Below are 17,441 nucleotides of genomic sequence, written 5' to 3'. Positions count from 1 at the left end.
TATCGGGTGTCAAGTGGGTGGGACGGGCGTCTCAGTATTTGAACGGGACGGGGGGTGGGTGTGAGGCTCCGCCCGCCGCGGCCCGTGACCCGCGCCATGCCCGGCGGCGTGTCCCGCCGGGTGCCCGGCCCCATGGAGCGCGACATGGCCCAGGTGGCGCACCGGCAGCGCGCCGCCGACCAGCACGGGGCTGTCCGACCGCGACACAGGGTACGAGCCGCGGTTCAGGGCGCGCCGCAGCCGGTGCTCGTCCAGCGGCCCGGAGAAGGCCGCCCCCTGGGCATGGGAGCACCCCATGGCCCGCAGGGCGACGATCTGCTCGGGCAGGTCGACCCCCTCCGCGAGGGACTGCATGCCCAGGTCTCCGGCGATCCGCAGCAGCCCTGATGTGATCTTGTGCAGCCGGGAGGACTCGACGACGCCCTCCACCAGCCCCCGGTCCAGCTTGAGCACGTCGATGGGGAGCCTGCGCAGCGCCCGGATCGCGGCATAGCCGCTGCCGAAGCCGTCGAGGGCGACGCGCACGCCCAGCCGCCGCAGCGCGCTCAGCCGGTGCTCCAGCTCGTCCAGCGGCACCCGGGGGTCGCTGTCGGTCAGCTCCAGGATCAGCGCGCCGGAGGGCAGGCCGTGCCGGGCCAGCAGAGCCTCGACGCTCTTCGGCGGCATCGACCTGTCCACCAGGCGGCTCGCCGGGAGCCGTACGCACACCGGAACCGGGAATCCGTCACGGCGGCGCTCCGCGGCCTGCTCGACGGCCGCCTCCAGCGTCCAGCGGGCCAGCTCGGCGGTGCGGGCCGCGTCCTCGCCGCCGCGGCCGCCGCGCGCGGTGTCGTGCCCGCTGTCGGCGACCCGCAGGAACTCGGCCGGGGTGAACAGGATGCCCTGGGCGGAGCGCCAGCGGGGCTGGGCGGCGACGGCGGTGATCCGGCCGCCGGCGAGCTCGACGACGGGCTGGTTCAGCAGCACGAACTCGCCGTCGTTGAGCGCGGTCCGCAGCCGGGTGGCGAACTCGGCGCGGCGCGTCACATCGGCCTGCATCTGCGGCGCGTACAGCTCGACCCGGTTCTTGCCCGCGGCCTTGGCGCGGTACATCGCCAGGTCGGCGTTGCGCATCAGCTCTCCGGGGCTGGTGCCGGGCTCGGCGAAGGCGACGCCGATGCTGGCGGCCACCCGGACCTCGGTGCCGCCCACGACCTGGTAGGGCTGGGAGAGCCGGGCGCGCAGCCGGTCGGCGATCTCCAGGATGCGGCACTCGCGGGCGGCGGTGTCCCGGTCGCCGTCGCCGAGGATCAGCGCGGCGAACTCGTCGCCCCCGAGCCGGGCCGCGCAGTCGCCGGACCCGGACCGCACGGACTCCTGGAGCCGGCGGGCCGCCTGGACCAGCAGTTCGTCGCCCGCCTGGTGGCCGACGGTGTCGTTGACCGCCTTGAAGCCGTCGAGGTCGATGAAGAGCACGGCGGTGCCCGCGTCCGTGCGGCGCCGCCCGGCGAGCGCGTGGCTGACCCGCTTGGTGAACAGGGAGCGGTTGGGCAGGTCGGTGAGCGGGTCGTGCTCGGCGCTGTGCTGGAGCTGGGCCTGGAGCCGCACCCGCTCGGTGACGTCCCGGCTGTTGAAGATGAGGCCGCCGTGGTGGCGGTTGATCGTCGACTCCACGTTGAGCCAGTCGCCGGAGCCGGAGCGGAAGCGGCACTCGATGCGGGTGGTGGGCTCCTCCCCCGGCGAGGCGGCCAGGAAGCGCCGGACCTCGTGGACGACCGAGCCCAGGTCCTCGGGGTGGATGAGGGAGGCCAGCTCGGAGCCGACCAGATCGTCGGCGTCGCGCCCGTAGACCCCGGTGGCGGCCGGGCTCACATAGCGCAGGATCCCGGTGGGCGCGGCGATCATGATGACGTCGCTGGAGCTCTGCACCAGGGAGCGGAAGTGGTTCTCCTTCTCCGCCAGCTCCTGGGTGAGCGAGATGTTGTCGAGCAGCATGATGGCCTGGCGGACGACGAGGGCGAGCACGACCGCGCAGGCGGTGAAGAGCATCACCCCGTCGATCGGCCGGCCGTCCATCACGTTGTAGAGGATCCCCAGGGTGCAGACGGCGGCGGCGAAATACGGCGCCAGGGCGGCGAGGGAGCCCGCGCTGGCGCGGCTGGGCTGCGCGGGGCGCGCGGGGCGGCGGACCGTGGTGGGCGGGGCCTGAGCGGCTTCGCGCCGGGCCACCCAGGGGGCGTACGCGAGCAGTATGGAGCCCGCGAACCACCCGGCGTCAAGGATCTGTCCGGAGCGGTAGTGCTCGCGCAGCAGCGGCGAGGTGAACAGCGCGTCGCACAGCACGGTCACGGCGAAGGCGGCGATCGCGGTGTTGATCGCGGAGCGGTTGGTCGAGGAGCGCCGGAAGTGGACCGCGACGACCATGCTGACCAACACGATGTCCAGCAGCGGATAGGCGAGCGAGAAGGCCCTGCGCGCCACGGACTCGCCGCCCCCGCCGAACTGGGCGGTGTGCGCGAGCGCCAGGCTCCAGGACAGGGTCAGCAGCGAACCGGCGATCAGCCAGGCGTCCAGCGCCAGGCAGATCCAGCCGGCGCGGGTCACCGGGCGCTTGGCGAGCACCAGCATGCCGACGATCGCGGGCGGGGCGAAGAGCAGGAAGCAGAAGTCGGCGGGCGAGGGGCTGGGGACGGGGCGGCCGAGCACCACCTCGTACCAGCCCCAGACGCCGTTGCCCAGCGCGGCCATGAACGAGGACGCCGCGAACAGCAGCCAGGCGGGACGCAGCCGCCCGGAGCGCGTACGGCCGTACCACAGGCAGGAGACGGAGGCGGCCAGGGCGGCGGCGCTGAGCCCGAAGTCGCCCATGAACACGGCCAGTCCGGACGAGCCCCAGCCGAGCACCGCGCCCGCCGCGTATCCGCCGCACACCAGGGCCAGCATGACCTGAGGCAGCAGCCCCGCCCCGCCGCCGGAGACCGACGGCCGGGCGAGCACCGCTCCGGTGGCGCTCACCGGACGGCCTTCGAGTGCCGCGCGAGGGCGCGGGAAGCTAGCTGTCGACGCCTGAGTCGCGTCGGGTCGTCGGTCCATTGGCTCCACCGGCCATGCATCGCCCGTCGCCCCCCTTGAGTTCCGGTCCATCGCTGACGCCATTCGGTCAGTGGCGCCAGCCCCCGCTCGGGACGATACACCAGACCCGTCACTCAGGGACATAGGTCATCTACGCACCGTAACCGACAACGGCGTTGTTTATACGGAGTGCAGTCATACCGTGTCTGTATGTGGTGCCACGGGCATTTCATCCGGTCGTTGTGACGATATGACTCAGCGGTTCACCGGCCGCGAAACGGCGCAGCTGGTCACGCAGCAGCCGCTTCGCGCGGGGCAGGAAGGCCGACGAAGGACCCCCCACGTGCGGGGTGATGAGCACTCCTGGAGCGTGCCACAGCGGATGCCCGGCGGGCAGCGGTTCGGGGTCGGTCACATCCAGCGCGGCCCGCAGCCGGCCCTTCTCCAACTCGACGAGCAGCGCCTCGGTGTCCACCACCGGACCGCGCGCGACGTTCACCAGCAACGCGCCGTCCTTCATCCGGGCCAGGAAGTCTGCCCCGGCCAGGCCGCGGGTGGCAGGGGTGAGGGGCGTGACGAGCACCACCACATCGGCGTCCGGAAGCAGTCGGGGCAAGTCGTCGATCGGGTGCACCGGACCGCGCTCGGTCGTGCGCGGGGAGCGCGCGACGCGAAGGACCCGCTCGCACTCGAACGGCACAAGCCGGTCCTCGATCGCGGCGCCGATCGACCCGTAGCCCACGATCAGCACGGACTTGTCGGCGAGCGCGGGACGGAAGCCCTGGCTCCACCGCCCGGCGTCCTGCTCGCGCACAAAGCCGGGGATGCCGCGCAGCGAGGCGAGGATGAGGGTCAGGGCCAGCTCCGCGGTGCTCGCGTCGTGCACCCCGCGCGCATTGCACAGCCGCACGCCGGGCGGCAGGTCCGCGATGACCGACTGCACATGGTCTATGCCGGCGGTGAGGGTCTGCACGACGCTCAGATTGGTCATGGCGGGCAGCGGCCGCACACCCTCTTTGTTCTTCATGTACGGCAGGCAGTAGAACGCGCAGCGGGCGGGGTCGGTGGGGTAGTCGGACTCGCCGTCCCAGTAGGCGTATTCCAGGCCGTCGGGCAGCCCGTCGATCTCGTCCGCGGGGTAGGGCAGCCACGCGAGGGGGCGCGAGTCGTCGGGAACCGGGTTGTCGGGGACCGGGTTGTCGGGGTTGTCGCTGTGATCTGCGCTCATGCCTGGAGGCTATGCGATCACCGGGCGCACGCAGACGTTAGTTTGGTGCGGGAAACGGGAGGGGTCTGGCCAGGTGGAGCGCAGGAGAATCGGGGCGGCGACGCTCGAGGTGGGCGCGATAGGCCTCGGGTGCATGCCCATGAGCTGGGCGTACACCGCTTCGCAGCGGAGCGGTGAGGACTCGCTGCGCGCCATGCACGCCGCGCTCGACGCGGGCGCGAGCCTGCTGGACACCGCCGACATGTACGGGCCGTTCACGAATGAGCGGCTGGTGGGGCGGGTGCTCAAGGAGCGGCGCCGGGACGCCTTCGTGTCCACCAAGTGCGGGCTGCTGGTGGGCGAGACGCACATCGTGGCCAACGGCCGCCCCGGCTATGTGAAGCGGGCCTGCGACGCCTCGCTGCGCCGACTCCAGACCGACGTCATCGACCTCTACCAACTGCACCGGGCCGACCCGGAGGTGCCGATAGAGGAGACCTGGGGCGCGATGGCGGAGCTGGTCGCGGCCGGAAAGGTGCGGGCGCTGGGGCTGTGCGCGCTGGGGGTGCGGGCACAGCGGCGGGCCGGGGGCGGGATGCACGACGCCACGGTGCGGCAGCTGGAGCGGGTGCAGCAGGTCTTCCCGGTCAGCTGTGTGCAGGCGGAGCTGTCGGTCTGGTCGCCGGAGGCACTGGAGGCGCTGGTGCCGTGGTGCGCCTCACGGGGGGTCGGTTTCCTGGCCGCGATGCCGCTGGGGAACGGCTTCCTGAGCGGGACGCTGACACCGGGGCAGGGCTTCGAGCCGGACGATGTACGGGCCAGACATCCGCGCTTCACGGCGGAGATGATGGCGGCGAACCAGCCGATCGTGGCCGGGCTGCGCCGGGTGGCGCGGCGGCACGGGGAGTCGGTCACGGCGGCGCAGGTCGCGCTGGCGTGGCTGCTGGGGCAGGGGCGGCATGTGGTGCCGGTGCCGGGGACCAAGCGGGAGCGGTGGGCGACGGAGAACTGCGGCGCCGCCGGGCTCCGGCTGACGGACGCGGACTTCGCGGAGATAGCGGCGCTGCCACCGGCCCAGGGGTCATGGGACTAGAACTCGGGCGGCTCGGGTTCGGGGCCTCGCGCTCTTGGGGGCCGGGCTTGTGTGCGGGGGTTTCCGCGGTGGGAACCGGCGGCGGGGCTGCGGTGTATAAGAATCAGTGCCGTGCCGAGGCACATGTGCCCACGGAGAGGAACCGAAGGTGCGACGTCCTGGTGTGATCCCTGTGCTCGCCTCCGCTGCCGCGCTGCTGCTCGCGGCGGGCTGCTCGTCCGGTGACGGACAGGGCCCCTTCAACCGCCGCCCCAGCACGCCCGGCCCCGAGAAATCCGGGTCCGACGGCGATTCCCCACCCAAGGGGGGTCCTTCCTCCTCTCCCTCGTCCTCCGCCCCGGCAGCCCCGGCCAAGGGCTCGGTGAAGGTGGACCGCACGCTCACCACCAAGCTGGACTCTCCGTGGGGGATCGCCCCGCTGCCCGACGGAAATCTGCTGGTCTCCTCCCGGGACACCGGCAAGGTCTTCAAGGTCGACGCGGACAGCGGCAAGAAGACGGAGGTGGGCTCGGTCGCGGGTGTCTCCCCCGGCGGCGAGGGCGGTCTGCTGGGCCTGGCGATCTCCCCCGACTACGGCTCGAACCCGATGGTGTACGCGTACTTCACCACCGCCTCGGACAACCGCATCGCCCGCATGTCGTACGACGAAAAGCGCCCCACCGGCTCCCAGCTCGGCGCCCCGGACACGGTCTTCAAGGGCATCCCCAAGGGCGCCATTCACAACGGCGGGCGGATCGCCTTCGGCCCCGACAAGATGCTCTATGTGGGCACGGGCGACAGCGGGGACCGAAGTCTCGCCCAGGACCAGGAGTCGCTCGGCGGCAAGATCCTGCGGATGACCCCGGAGGGCGAACCCGCCCATGGCAACCCCGAGGCCGACTCGGTGGTCTATTCCTACGGCCATCGCAATGTCCAGGGCCTGGCCTGGGACACGGACAAGCGGCTGTGGGCCTCCGAGTTCGGGCAGGACACCTGGGACGAGCTCAACCAGATCGAGCCGGGCAAGAACTACGGCTGGCCGGATGCCGAGGGCAAGGCCGGCAAGGAGGGGTTCGTCGACCCGGTCGAGCAGTGGAAGCCGGAGGACGCCTCGCCCAGCGGCATCGCCTACGCCAAGGGCTCGATCTGGATGGCGGGGCTGCGCGGGGAGCGGCTGTGGCGCATCCCCCTGGACGGCACCCGCTCGGCGGGGAAGCCTCAGTCGTTCCTCGATGGGAAGTACGGGCGGCTGCGGACGGTGGTGGCCACGGACGACGGCAGGCTGTGGGTGACGACGAGCAATACGGACGGGCGCAAGAAGCCGGGCGCGGAGGACGACCGGATCCTGCGGCTGGAGATCTCCTGACGGGAGGCCCTTGTGGCGGGCGGATCCCCTGGTGGGAAGGGTCTCCGCTACGCCAGGGGAGATCACCGGGGCAGCGCCTAGACTGGCAGAAGTCGCTTGCCCCTGGGGGTCACCGTGTTCAACATCATCGAGGAACTGTTCTCGCCGGGCCGAAAGCACACCGAGGAAGAGCGCAACCGCCTGGAGTTGACCGTGGACGACGTGGGCGATGGCGACAAGCCGTGGCGGGGGCCGATCGACCTGGACTCCGGCCGGGTGGTCGTCCGCCCTCGCGAGGGCTGAACCCGCGGCCTGGGCTCCGTCGGGCTGAACCACCGCCCGCCGATCGCAAGCCGCCGCGCGGGCGCTGAGTCCGCGCGGTCCGAAGACCGCCGTGCGGGCCGAACCGCTCAGGGGTCTCCGGCGGATCTTTCCTTCACCCGCACCTTCCCGGCTCCGGTCGGCCCCGCCGAAACGCGGCTCCGCCGTGTGGCCACCGCAGGCATCGGGATCCGCCGGGCACGCCCCTGCCCGGGCGCGCGGCGGCGGGCCGCGGCCTGCGGCCCGTCGGCTCAGCGCACCGCGGCCTCGTCCACCAGGCCGTCCACCAGCCGCAGTCGATGTGCCACCGCCGCCGCCTCACCACGGCCCGACACCTCCAGCTTGGCCAGGATGTTGGACACATGCACACTCGCCGTCTTCGGCGAGATACTGCAATCCCCCGGGGGATAACCCCCGTACCCCCAGCCAACGCCCTCAACGCGCCACCACCCCATCCCCCAAACCATCAACCAACCTCAACCGGTGTGCCACCGCCGCCGCCTCACCACGGCCCGACACCTCCAGCTTGGCCAGGATGTTGGACACATGCACACTCGCCGTCTTCGGCGAGATGAACAGCTCCTCGGCGATCTGACGGTTGCTGCGCCCCAGGGCCACCAGCCGCAGCACATCGCGCTCCCGGGGGGTGAGCCCGAGGGCCGCGGCGGGGTCGGCGGGCTCGGCGGCGGGGTCCGCGGGGGAGGCCGCGGGAAGGGCGGCGATCGGGGTGGTCGCGGCGGCCGCCGGGCCGGATGCCAGCGGCAGCCGGGCGCGGCGGGCCAGCAGCTCGATGCCCTCGCGTAGCGGGCGCGCCGCCAGCCGGACCGCTGTGGCGTGGGCCGCCGCCAGGGGCTCCGCGACCCGCTCGCGGGCCGCGCCCGAGGCCAGCAGCGCCTCCGCCCAGCGGAAGCGGGCCCGCGCCAGGGGGTCCGGGCGGTCCAGCCGCTGGAAGGCGGCCACCGCCTCCGCCCAGCGGTCGGCGTCGTCATGCCCCTCGGCGCGCGCCAGTTCGGCGTCCAGCAGCAGGCCGTAGGCCCGCCACACCGGCACCGGCTGCGCCACCTGCTTGGCCGTCGCCCGGATCCGGGCCAGGGCCTCGCCCCGGCCCGGCTCGGCGGCGGGCAGCCCACGGGCGTCCGCCTCGGCCGCGGCGGCGGCCGTCAGCAGCGGCCAGGTGTAGCGCTGCATGCCGACGCGGAGGCTGTCCTCCAGGGTCCGGCCGAGAAGCTCGCGGGCCTCCAGGATCCCGCCGCGGGCCGCCGCGAGTTCGAGGGAGAGGTGGGTCAGCGGAATGGAGAACTGCGGCTCGGGGATGAGGTTCTGCTGCTCCCGGGCCACCGACAGCTCGCGCTCCGCGGTGTCCCAGTCGCCCCGGGCCAGCGCCAGCCGGGCGAAGCGGTTCAGCGCGATACGACCCGTCTTGTTGCCGATCGCCATGCGCCGGGTGGTGGCCGCGGCCTCCTCCGCCTCGGCCCAGCGGCCCAGCGACAGCAGCGACTCGGCCATGTTCCCGAACACCCACGCCAGGGAGTCCGGCAGCCCGAAGCGGTCCAGTATCCGCACGCCCTTCTCGGCGACCTCGACCGCCTCGGCCGACCGGCCGAGCCCCTCGAGCCCGGAGACCAGATTGATGAAGCAGCGCCCCACGATGCTCACATCGCCCATCTCGATGGCGGCCTCGCAGACCTCCCGCATCTCGGCGAGGCCGCCCTCCACGTCCCCGGACTCGGCCTTGAAATAGCCCAGCGTCAGCCGGGCGTGGAGCTCGGTGCTCCGGGCGCCGACCAGCCGGGCCAGCTCCACGGCCCGCTCGGCCACCGCGAAGCCGTCCGGCCCGTGCTTGCGGACCATGCTCCAGCTCGCCGCCTCCGCCAGCACATCGGCGTGCACGGCGGACGGCGGCAGTCCGCGCACCAGCTCCTGGGCCCGGCCGAGCTCGGCCCAGCCGTCGCCCCGCCCCAAAGACCCCACCAGCTTGGATTTCTGGGTCCAGAACCACGCGGCCCGCAGCGGGTCCTCGCTCTCGTCCAGATTGCGCAGCGCCCGCTTGGTGACGGTCAGCGCCCGCTCCCGCTGCCCTGACCTGAGCGCGGCCACCACCACCTCGGCCAGCAGGTCCAGATGGCGCAGCGCCGTGTCGTCACAGCCGCACGCGGGATACGCCTCGGCGTAGTCGAGGGGGCGCTGCTCCTCGCGGATCCCCTCGGGGACGTCTTCCCACAGCTCCATGGCGCGCTCCAGCAGCCGCAGCTGCTCGGCGTGCGCATACCGCCGACGGGCCTCGACGGAGGCCCGCAACACGGCGGGCAGGGCCTTGGCCGGGTCGTGTGCGTGGTACCAGTAGCTGGCCAGGCGGGCCGCGCGCTCATCGGCCCGCACCAGCGCGGGCTCGTCCTCCAGCGTCTCCGCGTAGCGCCGGTTGATGCGGGAGCGCTCGCCCGGCAGCAGATCGTCGGCCACGGCCTCGCGGACGAGGGCGTGGCGGAAGCGGTAGCCGCTGTCATCGCCCGTGGGCCGCAGGATGTTGGCGCCGACGGCGGCGCGCAGCGCGTCGATCAGGTCGTCCTCGCCGAGCCCGGCGACCGCGCGCAGCAGTTCGTACTCCACGGTGGAGCCGCCCTCGGCGAGGAAGCGCACCACCCGCTGGGCCCCCTCGGGCAGCGCCTCGACCCGCACCAGCAGCAGATCGCGCAGCGATTCGCTGAGGCCCGTGGCGCAGCCCTCGCTGATGCTGCGGGCGATCTCCTCGACGAAGAAGGCGTTTCCGTCGCTGCGCTCGAAGATGCGGTCGACCAGTGCCCGGTCGGGCCGGGCGCCGTGGATCCCGGCTATCTGGGCGCGCACTTCGGAGCGGTTGAAGCGGGGCAGCTCGATACGGCGCACCGCCCGCATCCGGTCGATCTCGGCGAGGAAGGGGCGCAGCGGGTGGCGGCGGTGGATGTCGTCGGAGCGGTAGGTGGCGACGACCAGCAGCCGGGCGCCGATCAGGGAGCGGAAGAGATAGCCGAGCAGCTCGCGGGTGGAGCGGTCGGCCCAGTGCAGGTCCTCGATCACGACGACCAGCGTCCGGTCGGTGGCCAGCCGCTCCAGCAGCCGGACGGTGAGCTCGAAGAGCCGGGCGCGGCTGTCCTCGTCACGCGACTCGCGGGCGGTCTCGCCCAGCTCGGGCAGCAGCCGGGCCAGCTCGCCCTCCTGCCCGGCGGCGGCCCGGTCGAGTTCGTCCCCCAGCTTGCGGCGCAGCGCGCGCAGCACGGTGGACACGGGGGCGAACGGCAGGCCGTCGACCCCGATCTCCACACAGCCGCCGACCGCGGCGGCGGCCCCGGCGGCCGTGGCCCCGGTCAGGAACTCGTCCACGAGCCGGCTCTTGCCGACCCCCGCCTCTCCTCCGACGAGCACCACCTGCGGCTCGCCCCCGGCGGCGCAGGCGAGCGCGTCGGTGAGAACGGCGAGTTCCTGGGCGCGGCCGACGAACACCGGGCTGACTGACGTGTGCTGCACGACGTCGAGCATCGCACAGGGGTCCGACAGCCGGGGGGCGAGGGACCGGCCCCGGGACTGACCCCGGGACTGGCCCCGGGCGGCGCCCTGGGCGATGCCGGGGACCGGCGCGGTGCGCGGTACGGGCAGCACGGCGCGGCCCGGTCTCAGGCCACGGTGCCGTACGCGCGCGGCGTACGGCGGCCGCCGCCCCGCCGGTTCACGGCCTTCACCCGCCCTTCGGGTTCCTCGACACCGGACCGGCCGCCGCCCTCGCGCCGCGCCTGGCGGGCCACCCGGTACTCGGCGGCCTCGCGCAGCGCCTCGGCCTGGCGGATCTTGTACAGCTCGTGGTGGAACATCGTTTTCTCCTGGGTGGTCGTTCACGGATCCCCGTGGTGACGGGGTTCTCAACGTCCCTCCACTTTCGTCCGCTAGGGGGGTCCACCACATCGGGAGAGTGCCTGATCTCCGCCCGCGCCGGGGCCTTAGACCTCCTGAGCCCCACCCGGCACCGGGTCCTTAGGACGGCTCAGGGGCCTTAGGCCCGGGGCCAGGGCCAGGGTGACCGTGACGGATGCCGCCGCCATGAGGGCCATCGCGGTCGAGGGTGAGGTGTGCTGGGCGACGGCGCCCGCGAGGGCGGCCCCGACGCCCTGCATGGTGAGCATGCCCGAGGAGTGCAGCCCGAGCGCGTGCCCGCTCAGCTCGTCGGGCGTCAGGGCCATCAGCCGCTCCTGGAGCAGCAGGCTCGCCGCGAAGCCGACCGACGCGAGGGCGACCGCGGCCGCCGCGAGCGGCAGCGGCGGGTGCAGGGCGAAGACCAGGTACGGGGCGGCGAGCAGCAGCCGCAGCGGGGCGCCGAGCCGCTCGCGCCACCACGGCGGTACGAACCGGCCGGTCAGGGTGTCGCCGACGAGCATGCCGAGGGCCGCGCAGGCCAGCAGCAGCCCGGCGTGCCCGGGAGCGTAGGGGACGAAGAGGGATTCGCAGCCGACGATCAGCCCGTTGGGCACCCACAGCGCGAGATAGACATAGCGGCGTGGAACCGAGGACCACAGCCGGGCGTTGTTCCGCCAGGTCTCGGCGACCGACGGCCGCCCCGCGGCCCGCGCCGGCCGCCGGCTGAGCCCGAAAAGCGCGACGAACGCCCCGACGAGATACAGGGCGGCGGCGACGAGGAGGGTGCCGCGCGGCGACAGCGCGGTCACCAGGACGCCGCCGGCCGCGTAGCCGCAGATCTGCATGGTGCCCGTGGACATGTTGAGCACGGAGCGGCCGAGCAGATAGCCGTCCCGCACCAGGATCTCGTTGAGCAGCCCGTAGCTCACCCCGCCGCCCAGCGAGGCGGTCGTTCCCAGGAGCAGGAGGATCGCGAAGACGGCAGGCACCGGCAGGCCCGGGACGGCCTGGGCGGCGGTGCCCAGGGCGAACAGCAGCCCCAGGCCGCACAGGGCGGCGCGCGGCGGCAGCCGGTCGGCGGCCGACAGCAGCACGGTCGCGCCGATCACATGGGCCAGGGAGGGGCCGAACATGCTGAGGGCGGACAGCAGCGGTGAGCCGGTCGCCGCGTACACCAGCGTGCCCAGGGCCAGCCCGCTCATCGTCGAGGCGGCCGCCTTCAGGGTGCCGGTGAGGAAGAGCGGAGTGAACTCCGGTACGGCGAACAGCTCTCGGTAGGTGCGCATGGCCCGGAGTCTCGGCGGCCCCCGCCCGCCGGCGTTACAGTTTCGCGCGCACGCGAAACGATTGGGCTGAGCTGATGGGCTGGTGGCAGGTCAACGCGGACACCCTCGCCGGGAGCCGGTTCGTGGTCTCACCGCTCGCCGAGGCCGTCGCGGGCCTGATCTCCCTGCACCGGGGCGTGGCCGAACACGCGGGCCAGCGCGCCTGGCTCGACGCCCATCTGCCCGCCTACCGGACGCGGCTGGCCGGCGACCCGCTCACCGCGCTGACCGTACGGGCGGCGGTGGGCCACCGCTGGCTCGCCGACTTCCTCACCCCCACGCCCACCGGCGACGGCGAGCCGGGCTTCGCCGAGGAGCTGGCGTACGTCCGCGCGACCCCGCCCGAGGCCGCCCGCGCCGATCTGACCGTCTCGCTGCGCGGCCCGCTCCCCGACCCGCTGCGCCGCTGCGATCCGGCGGAGCGCGCCGCCGACATCCTGGAGTGGGTGTGGACGCGGACCGTGCTGCCCAGCTGGCCCCGTCGCCGGCGGATCATCGAGGCCGATGTGGTGGCGCGCACGGCGCAGCTGAGCCAGGGCGGCTGGGCCGCGGTGGTGGACGCCATGCGGCCGGGGATGCGGTGGCTCGGGGAGAGCCGGCTCCAGATCAACCCGTACGACTACCCGCCGCGGGAGATCTCCGGGGCGCGGCTGCTGTTCGTCCCGGTTACCCCGCACACCGGCTGGGTCTCCTGGGACGCTCCGCGCCGGTACGCCGTGGTCTACCCCTGCTCGGGCGCGCTGGCCGAGGCGGACCGGGCGTCGGTGCCCGAGTCCCTGGGCAGGCTGCTCGGGCCGGGCCGGGCGGCCGTCCTCGTGCTGCTCGACAGCCCGAAGAGCACCACGCAACTCGTCGCGCTGACCGGCCAGGGGCTGGGCTCGGTGGGCCGCCACCTCAAGGTTCTGCTGGACGCCGGCCTGGTGCGGCGGCGGCGCGCCGGGCGGTCCGTGCTCTACTACCGGACGGCCGCGGGCGAGGTGCTGGTGACGGCGCGGGAGACCGGCGAGTGACCCGAAGTCCCCCTCAGCGCACGCCTGCCCGTACGGCCCCCGCGTCTTCTTCCTCCTCGGGTGCGCGCTGTCCCGGCAGCAGGGACGGTCCGTCCGCCGCGCGCTCGCCCGGCCCCTCGATGCTGATCCTCGGCAGCCAGCGGTCCAGCCGGCGCGGCAGCCACCAGTTGGCCCCGCCCAGCAGATGCATGACGGCGGGCACCAGGAGCGTACGGAGGACGAAGGCGTCCAGGGCGACGGCGGCGGCCAGGCCGATGCCGAACATCGCGATGATGCGGTCGCCGCTGAGCACGAAGGCCGAGAAGACGGCGATCATGATGACGGCGGCGGAGTTGATGACCCGGCTGGTCTCGGCGAGCCCGACCCGCACCGCGACCCGGTTGTCCCGGGTCTGCCGCCACTCCTCGTACATCCGGCTGACCAGGAAGACCTGATAGTCCATGGACAGCCCGAAGAGCACCGACACCATGATCACCGGCAGGAACGGCTCGATCGGGCCGGCCCGGCCGAGCCCCAGCAGCTCGCTCCCCCACCCCCACTGGAAGATGGCGACGACGACCCCGAAGGACGCGGCGACGGCGGCCACGTTCATCACGGCCGCCTTGACCGGAATGCCGATGCTGCGGAACGCGAGCAGCAGCAGGACGCAGCCGAGGCCCACGACCACCCCCACGAACAGCGGCAGCTTTCCGACGATCACCATCGCGAAGTCGTCGTAGCCCGCGGTCAGCCCGCCGACGTACACCCGGAGCGAGGTGGCCTCGGCGGCCCTGGGCAGCACCTCGTGGCGCAGCCGGGACACCAGCTCGGAGGTGGCGCGCGACTGCGGGGCGGTCTCGGGGACGACCGTGATCACGGCCGTGTCGCCGCTGGTGCTCAGCTCGGCCCGGCTCACCGAGGCGACGCCCTCGGTGCCGCGCAGGGTCTCCGGGAGCTTGTCGAACGCGAGCCGGTCGGCGGCGCCGTCGATCCGGCCGACGAGCGTCAGCGGGCCGTTGAAGCCGGGCCCGAACCCCTCGGCGAGGAGGTCGTAGGCCTTCCGGGTCGTCGAGGAGGCCGGGTCGTTGCCCTGGTCGGAGGTACCCAGCCGGAGCGAGAGCGTAGGCAGCGCGAGGACCAGCATCAGCACGGCCGCGATGGCGCCGAGCAGCTTCGGGCGCCGCTCGACCAGGGCCGACCACCGGGCCGCGAACCCGCCACGCGCCTTGGTCCGCGGCCCGCGCTCGGCCAGCCGGCGCCGCTCGCGCCGGCTCAGGGCCCGGGTGCCGATCACCCCGAGCAGCGCGGGCAGCAGGGTGACCGACGCGGCGACGGTGAGCAGGACGGTCAGCGCCGCCGCGACCGCGACCCCGTTCAGAAAGCTCAGCCGCAGCACCAGCATGCCCAGCAGCGCCACACAGACGGTCGCCCCGGCGAAGATCACCGCGCGTCCCGAGGTGTGCACCGCGCGCCGGGCGGCCTCGTCGACCGGCAACCCCGCCTTCAGCCCCTGGCGGTGCCGGGTGACGATGAACAGCGCGTAGTCGATGCCGACGCCGAGCCCGATCAGCGTGCCGAGCATCGGCGCGAAGTCGGCGACGGTCATGGCGTGGCCGAGCAGCCCGACGCCCGCGTACGCGGTGCCCACGCCGACCACCGCGGTGGCGATCGGCAGGAACGCCGCCGCGAGCGAACCGAAGGCCAGGAAGAGGACGACGGCGGCCACGGCGACCCCGATGACCTCGCTGAGGTGGGCGGAGCCCATCCCTTGGGCCGCGCCGATGCCCGCGCCGCCCATCTCCACCTCGAGCCCGTCGGCCGCCGCGGCGCGGGCGGTGTCGACCACTTCGCGCACCTGAGCCTCGCCGAGTTCGGAGGCGGGCTTGTCGAAAGCGACGGTGGCGTAGGCGGTGTGCTCGTCGGCGCTGATCCGGGCCGCGTCCACAGCACTGTCGCCGTACGGCCCGGTGACGGAGACGACTCCGGGCAGCTTCTCGACCCGCTCCAGCGCCGCCGCCATGCGCTGCCGCACGTCCACCGCGCGCACGGTGCCCGCGTCGCGCGCCGTGTGCCAGACGATGGTGTCGCTGTCCCCGGCCTGCCCCGGGAACTCCCGCCCCATCAGCTCGGAGACCCGCGCCGAGTCCGTCCCCGGGATGCCGTAGTCGTTCGAGTACGCGGACCCCGTGACCGCGGCCGCCACCGACACCCCCGCGAAAGCGGCCAGCCACAGCGCGATGACGACGAAGCGGCGCCTGAGACACCACCGGGCGAGTGCGGCCATGGCCTGCTTTCCGGGTAACGCGCCGAACTCGCCGGGCCCGGGGGGAGACCGGCCGGACCCGTGGCGGCTAACGCACTGATGAACATGTGAAGGAACGCCGCACGTCCTGAAGCTGGACCGGCGGCGAACTCCCCTGCACTCTGACAGCCGGAAAAGATCCTTTGCCCCCTTTGTGGACTTTCCCACACCGCCCGCGGGAATGCGGTCCGCCACTGGTCCGCCACCCGTCAGCGGCCGTTCACCAGGGCGGCGGAGCACGGCTGGGGGCGCCGCTCCGTCAGGGCGCCGATGCCGCGTGGCGGGTGGCGCGGAGCCGTCGTCCGGGCATGAGCAGCCCGGCCCGCCCGCCATAGGCGGTCATTACCCCCACATCGACCGATACCCGCATAAGATCCGTGGTCACATGCCCGCCCGCCGCGCGAGCCGGGAAAGGATTCCGCATCCGCATGAGCACGCCGTTCCCCACCGGCCGCCGCCCGCGCATCGGCATCGGCGGTATGTCCGTCCGATCCGCCACCTTCAGCCCGCACCGCACCACGTACGACGACTTCCGCGTCACCCGCGGCGCCGAGCTGCTGGCCCGCGACGCCTGGACCCGCCCGGACGGCGACCTGAGCGGCCCGGTCGAGTGGGTTCCGCTGGTCCACGCCGTGGCGGTGCCGGGCGGGCCGGTCGAGCCGGAGGCGTACCGGCGCCTCAAGGGTGAACTGGTGGACCGCATACGGCAGATCGGCCCTCTCGACGGCCTCGTCCACGAACTCCACGGCGCGATGGGCGTCGTCGGCCTGGAGGACGCCGAAGCCGACCTGACCGAGGCCGTACGGGAGGCCCTCGGCCCTCGCGCGCTGATCTCCGCCGCCATGGACCCGCACGGCAATGTCTCGCGCCGGCTCGCCACCGCGCTGGACCTGGTCACCGCGCACCGCCCCGCCGCGGGCCAGGACGCAGCCCGGACCCGCGAGCGCGCCGCCCGCAAACTCGTCGAACGCCTCGCCGCCGGCAAGGGCCGCCCCCACCTGGCCTGGGTGCAGGTGCCGGTGCTGCTGCCCGGCGAACGGACCAGCCCGCGCCTGGAGCCCGCCAGATCCCTGTACGGGCGGCCGGCCTCCATCGAGGAGCTGGACGGCATCGTGGACGCGGCGGTCTGGGCCGGCTGGCCCTGGGCCGACGAGCCGCGCTGCAAGGCGGCCGTCGTCGTCACCGGCGACGACCCCGCACTCGCCGTCGAGCAGGCCCGCTCGCTGGCCACGGAGTACTGGAACCTGCGCCACGACTTCGTGTTCGCCGCCCCCGCAGGCGACGCCGACGAGTGCGTCGAGGCGGCCGTCGCCTCCCCCGCCCGCCCGTTCCTCATCAGCGACACCGGCGACAACCCGGCGGCGGGCGGCGCGGGCGACCTCCCGTACATGCTGGGGCGGCTGCTGGCCCACGAGGACCTGGCAGCCGGGCGCGTCACCGCCCTGCACGCCGGCATCACCGATCCGGCGGCGGTCGCGGAGTGCTTCGCCGCGGGGGTGGGGGCGGGGGTGCGGCTGTCGGTCGGCGGTACGCACGGGCCGTACGAGCCGTACGAGCTCGCCGGCGAGGTCGTGGCCCTCCGCGAGGCCGACGAGGTCGGCGGCGACGTGGCCGCCGTGCGGCGCGGCGGGGTGACCGCGGTCCTGGTCAGCCGCCGCAAACCGTTCCGCTCCCGCGCGGACTTCGGCGAGCTGGACCCGCGCGGATACGACCTGGTCGTCGTGAAGGCGGGCTGCCCGGCGCCGGAGTTGTCCGACCTGGCGGCCGACTGGCGCCTGGCCCTCACCCCGGGCGCCGTCGACCAGAACCTGCGGCGGCTGGGCCACCGCCGCGTGGAGCGCCCCCTGTTCCCCCTCGACCCGCACATGCCGGCCCCGGACCTCACACCGGAACTGCTGTAGCGGCGGCCGCGCGGCCCCGCCACGTGACGCAAAGGTCGGCGGCGGG

At 73.7% G+C, this 17,441-nt stretch carries 11 protein-coding genes and 1 pseudogene; 5 read left to right on the top strand and 7 right to left on the bottom strand.

Annotated features, from left to right (window positions below):
* Positions 1-9: 9 nt before the first annotated feature.
* Positions 10-2,994, bottom strand: coding sequence for a putative bifunctional diguanylate cyclase/phosphodiesterase (locus tag ACH4S9_RS13575; RefSeq protein WP_385348942.1), 2,985 nt, complete (start codon positions 2,992-2,994; stop codon positions 10-12).
* Positions 2,995-3,280: 286 nt separating this feature from the next.
* Complete coding sequence (locus ACH4S9_RS13570) at positions 3,281-4,279, bottom strand: 2-hydroxyacid dehydrogenase (protein WP_385348945.1); 999 nt, start codon at positions 4,277-4,279, stop codon at positions 3,281-3,283.
* A gap of 73 nt (positions 4,280-4,352) precedes the next feature.
* Between ACH4S9_RS13570 and ACH4S9_RS13565 the strand changes: the two genes are divergently transcribed.
* The 3 genes from ACH4S9_RS13565 to ACH4S9_RS13555 all read left to right on the top strand — a co-directional run bounded on the left by ACH4S9_RS13565 (position 4,353) and on the right by ACH4S9_RS13555 (position 6,978).
* Positions 4,353-5,351: an aldo/keto reductase gene (locus tag ACH4S9_RS13565; RefSeq protein ID WP_385348948.1), complete on the top strand. Its 999-nt coding sequence runs from the start codon at positions 4,353-4,355 to the stop codon at positions 5,349-5,351.
* A gap of 163 nt (positions 5,352-5,514) precedes the next feature.
* On the top strand, positions 5,515-6,696 hold the full coding sequence (locus ACH4S9_RS13560) for a PQQ-dependent sugar dehydrogenase (RefSeq protein WP_398371760.1): 1,182 nt from the start codon (positions 5,515-5,517) through the stop codon (positions 6,694-6,696).
* 96 nt (positions 6,697-6,792) lie between these two features.
* Positions 6,793-6,978, top strand: coding sequence for a DUF6191 domain-containing protein (locus ACH4S9_RS13555; RefSeq protein WP_311730735.1), 186 nt, complete (start codon positions 6,793-6,795; stop codon positions 6,976-6,978).
* Positions 6,979-7,247: 269 nt separating this feature from the next.
* On the opposite strand, the pseudogene ACH4S9_RS13550 reads toward ACH4S9_RS13555, so the two are convergent.
* The 4 genes and pseudogenes from ACH4S9_RS13550 to ACH4S9_RS13535 all read right to left on the bottom strand — a co-directional run.
* A pseudogene (locus tag ACH4S9_RS13550) lies at positions 7,248-7,385 on the bottom strand (LuxR C-terminal-related transcriptional regulator); the annotation flags it as partial.
* Between the two features lie 46 nt (positions 7,386-7,431).
* On the bottom strand, positions 7,432-10,509 hold the full coding sequence (locus ACH4S9_RS13545; protein ID WP_398371858.1) for an AAA family ATPase: 3,078 nt from the start codon (positions 10,507-10,509) through the stop codon (positions 7,432-7,434).
* 134 nt (positions 10,510-10,643) lie between these two features.
* Positions 10,644-10,838, bottom strand: a complete 195-nt coding sequence (locus ACH4S9_RS13540; RefSeq protein WP_311730736.1) for a hypothetical protein — start codon at positions 10,836-10,838, stop codon at positions 10,644-10,646.
* A 126-nt stretch (positions 10,839-10,964) separates the two neighbouring features.
* The gene (locus ACH4S9_RS13535) at positions 10,965-12,164 is read right to left on the bottom strand and encodes an MFS transporter (protein WP_311730737.1); all 1,200 of its coding nucleotides are present in this window, start codon (positions 12,162-12,164) and stop codon (positions 10,965-10,967) included.
* A gap of 74 nt (positions 12,165-12,238) precedes the next feature.
* On the opposite strand from ACH4S9_RS13535, the gene ACH4S9_RS13530 reads away from it, so the two are divergent.
* Entirely contained in the window at positions 12,239-13,213 is a 975-nt protein-coding gene (locus ACH4S9_RS13530; RefSeq protein WP_311730738.1) for a winged helix-turn-helix domain-containing protein, read from the top strand.
* Between the two features lie 13 nt (positions 13,214-13,226).
* On the opposite strand, the gene ACH4S9_RS13525 is transcribed toward ACH4S9_RS13530, so the two are convergent.
* A complete protein-coding gene (locus ACH4S9_RS13525) occupies positions 13,227-15,476 on the bottom strand; it encodes an MMPL family transporter (protein WP_398371756.1) in 2,250 nt (749 codons plus the stop codon).
* A gap of 446 nt (positions 15,477-15,922) precedes the next feature.
* Between ACH4S9_RS13525 and ACH4S9_RS13520 the strand changes: the two genes are divergently transcribed.
* The gene (locus tag ACH4S9_RS13520) at positions 15,923-17,395 is read left to right on the top strand and encodes a M81 family metallopeptidase (RefSeq protein WP_398371754.1); all 1,473 of its coding nucleotides are present in this window, start codon (positions 15,923-15,925) and stop codon (positions 17,393-17,395) included.
* Positions 17,396-17,441 lie beyond the last annotated feature (46 nt).

Source organism: Streptomyces sp. NPDC021225 (assembly GCF_044332865.1).
In the GTDB taxonomy this organism is placed as follows: domain Bacteria; phylum Actinomycetota; class Actinomycetes; order Streptomycetales; family Streptomycetaceae; genus Streptomyces.
This window is presented reverse-complemented; position numbering and strand designations above follow the sequence as displayed.

Coding starts and splice junctions, on each gene's coding strand:
- ACH4S9_RS13525 (WP_398371756.1), bottom strand. CDS start 15,476: ATGGCCGCACTCGCCCGGTGGTGTCTCAGGCGCCGCTTCGTCGTCATC.
- ACH4S9_RS13540 (WP_311730736.1), bottom strand. CDS start 10,838: ATGTTCCACCACGAGCTGTACAAGATCCGCCAGGCCGAGGCGCTGCGC.
- ACH4S9_RS13535 (WP_311730737.1), bottom strand. CDS start 12,164: ATGCGCACCTACCGAGAGCTGTTCGCCGTACCGGAGTTCACTCCGCTC.
- ACH4S9_RS13530 (WP_311730738.1), top strand. CDS start 12,239: ATGGGCTGGTGGCAGGTCAACGCGGACACCCTCGCCGGGAGCCGGTTC.
- ACH4S9_RS13570 (WP_385348945.1), bottom strand. CDS start 4,279: ATGAGCGCAGATCACAGCGACAACCCCGACAACCCGGTCCCCGACAAC.
- ACH4S9_RS13520 (WP_398371754.1), top strand. CDS start 15,923: ATGAGCACGCCGTTCCCCACCGGCCGCCGCCCGCGCATCGGCATCGGC.
- ACH4S9_RS13545 (WP_398371858.1), bottom strand. CDS start 10,509: ATGCTCGACGTCGTGCAGCACACGTCAGTCAGCCCGGTGTTCGTCGGC.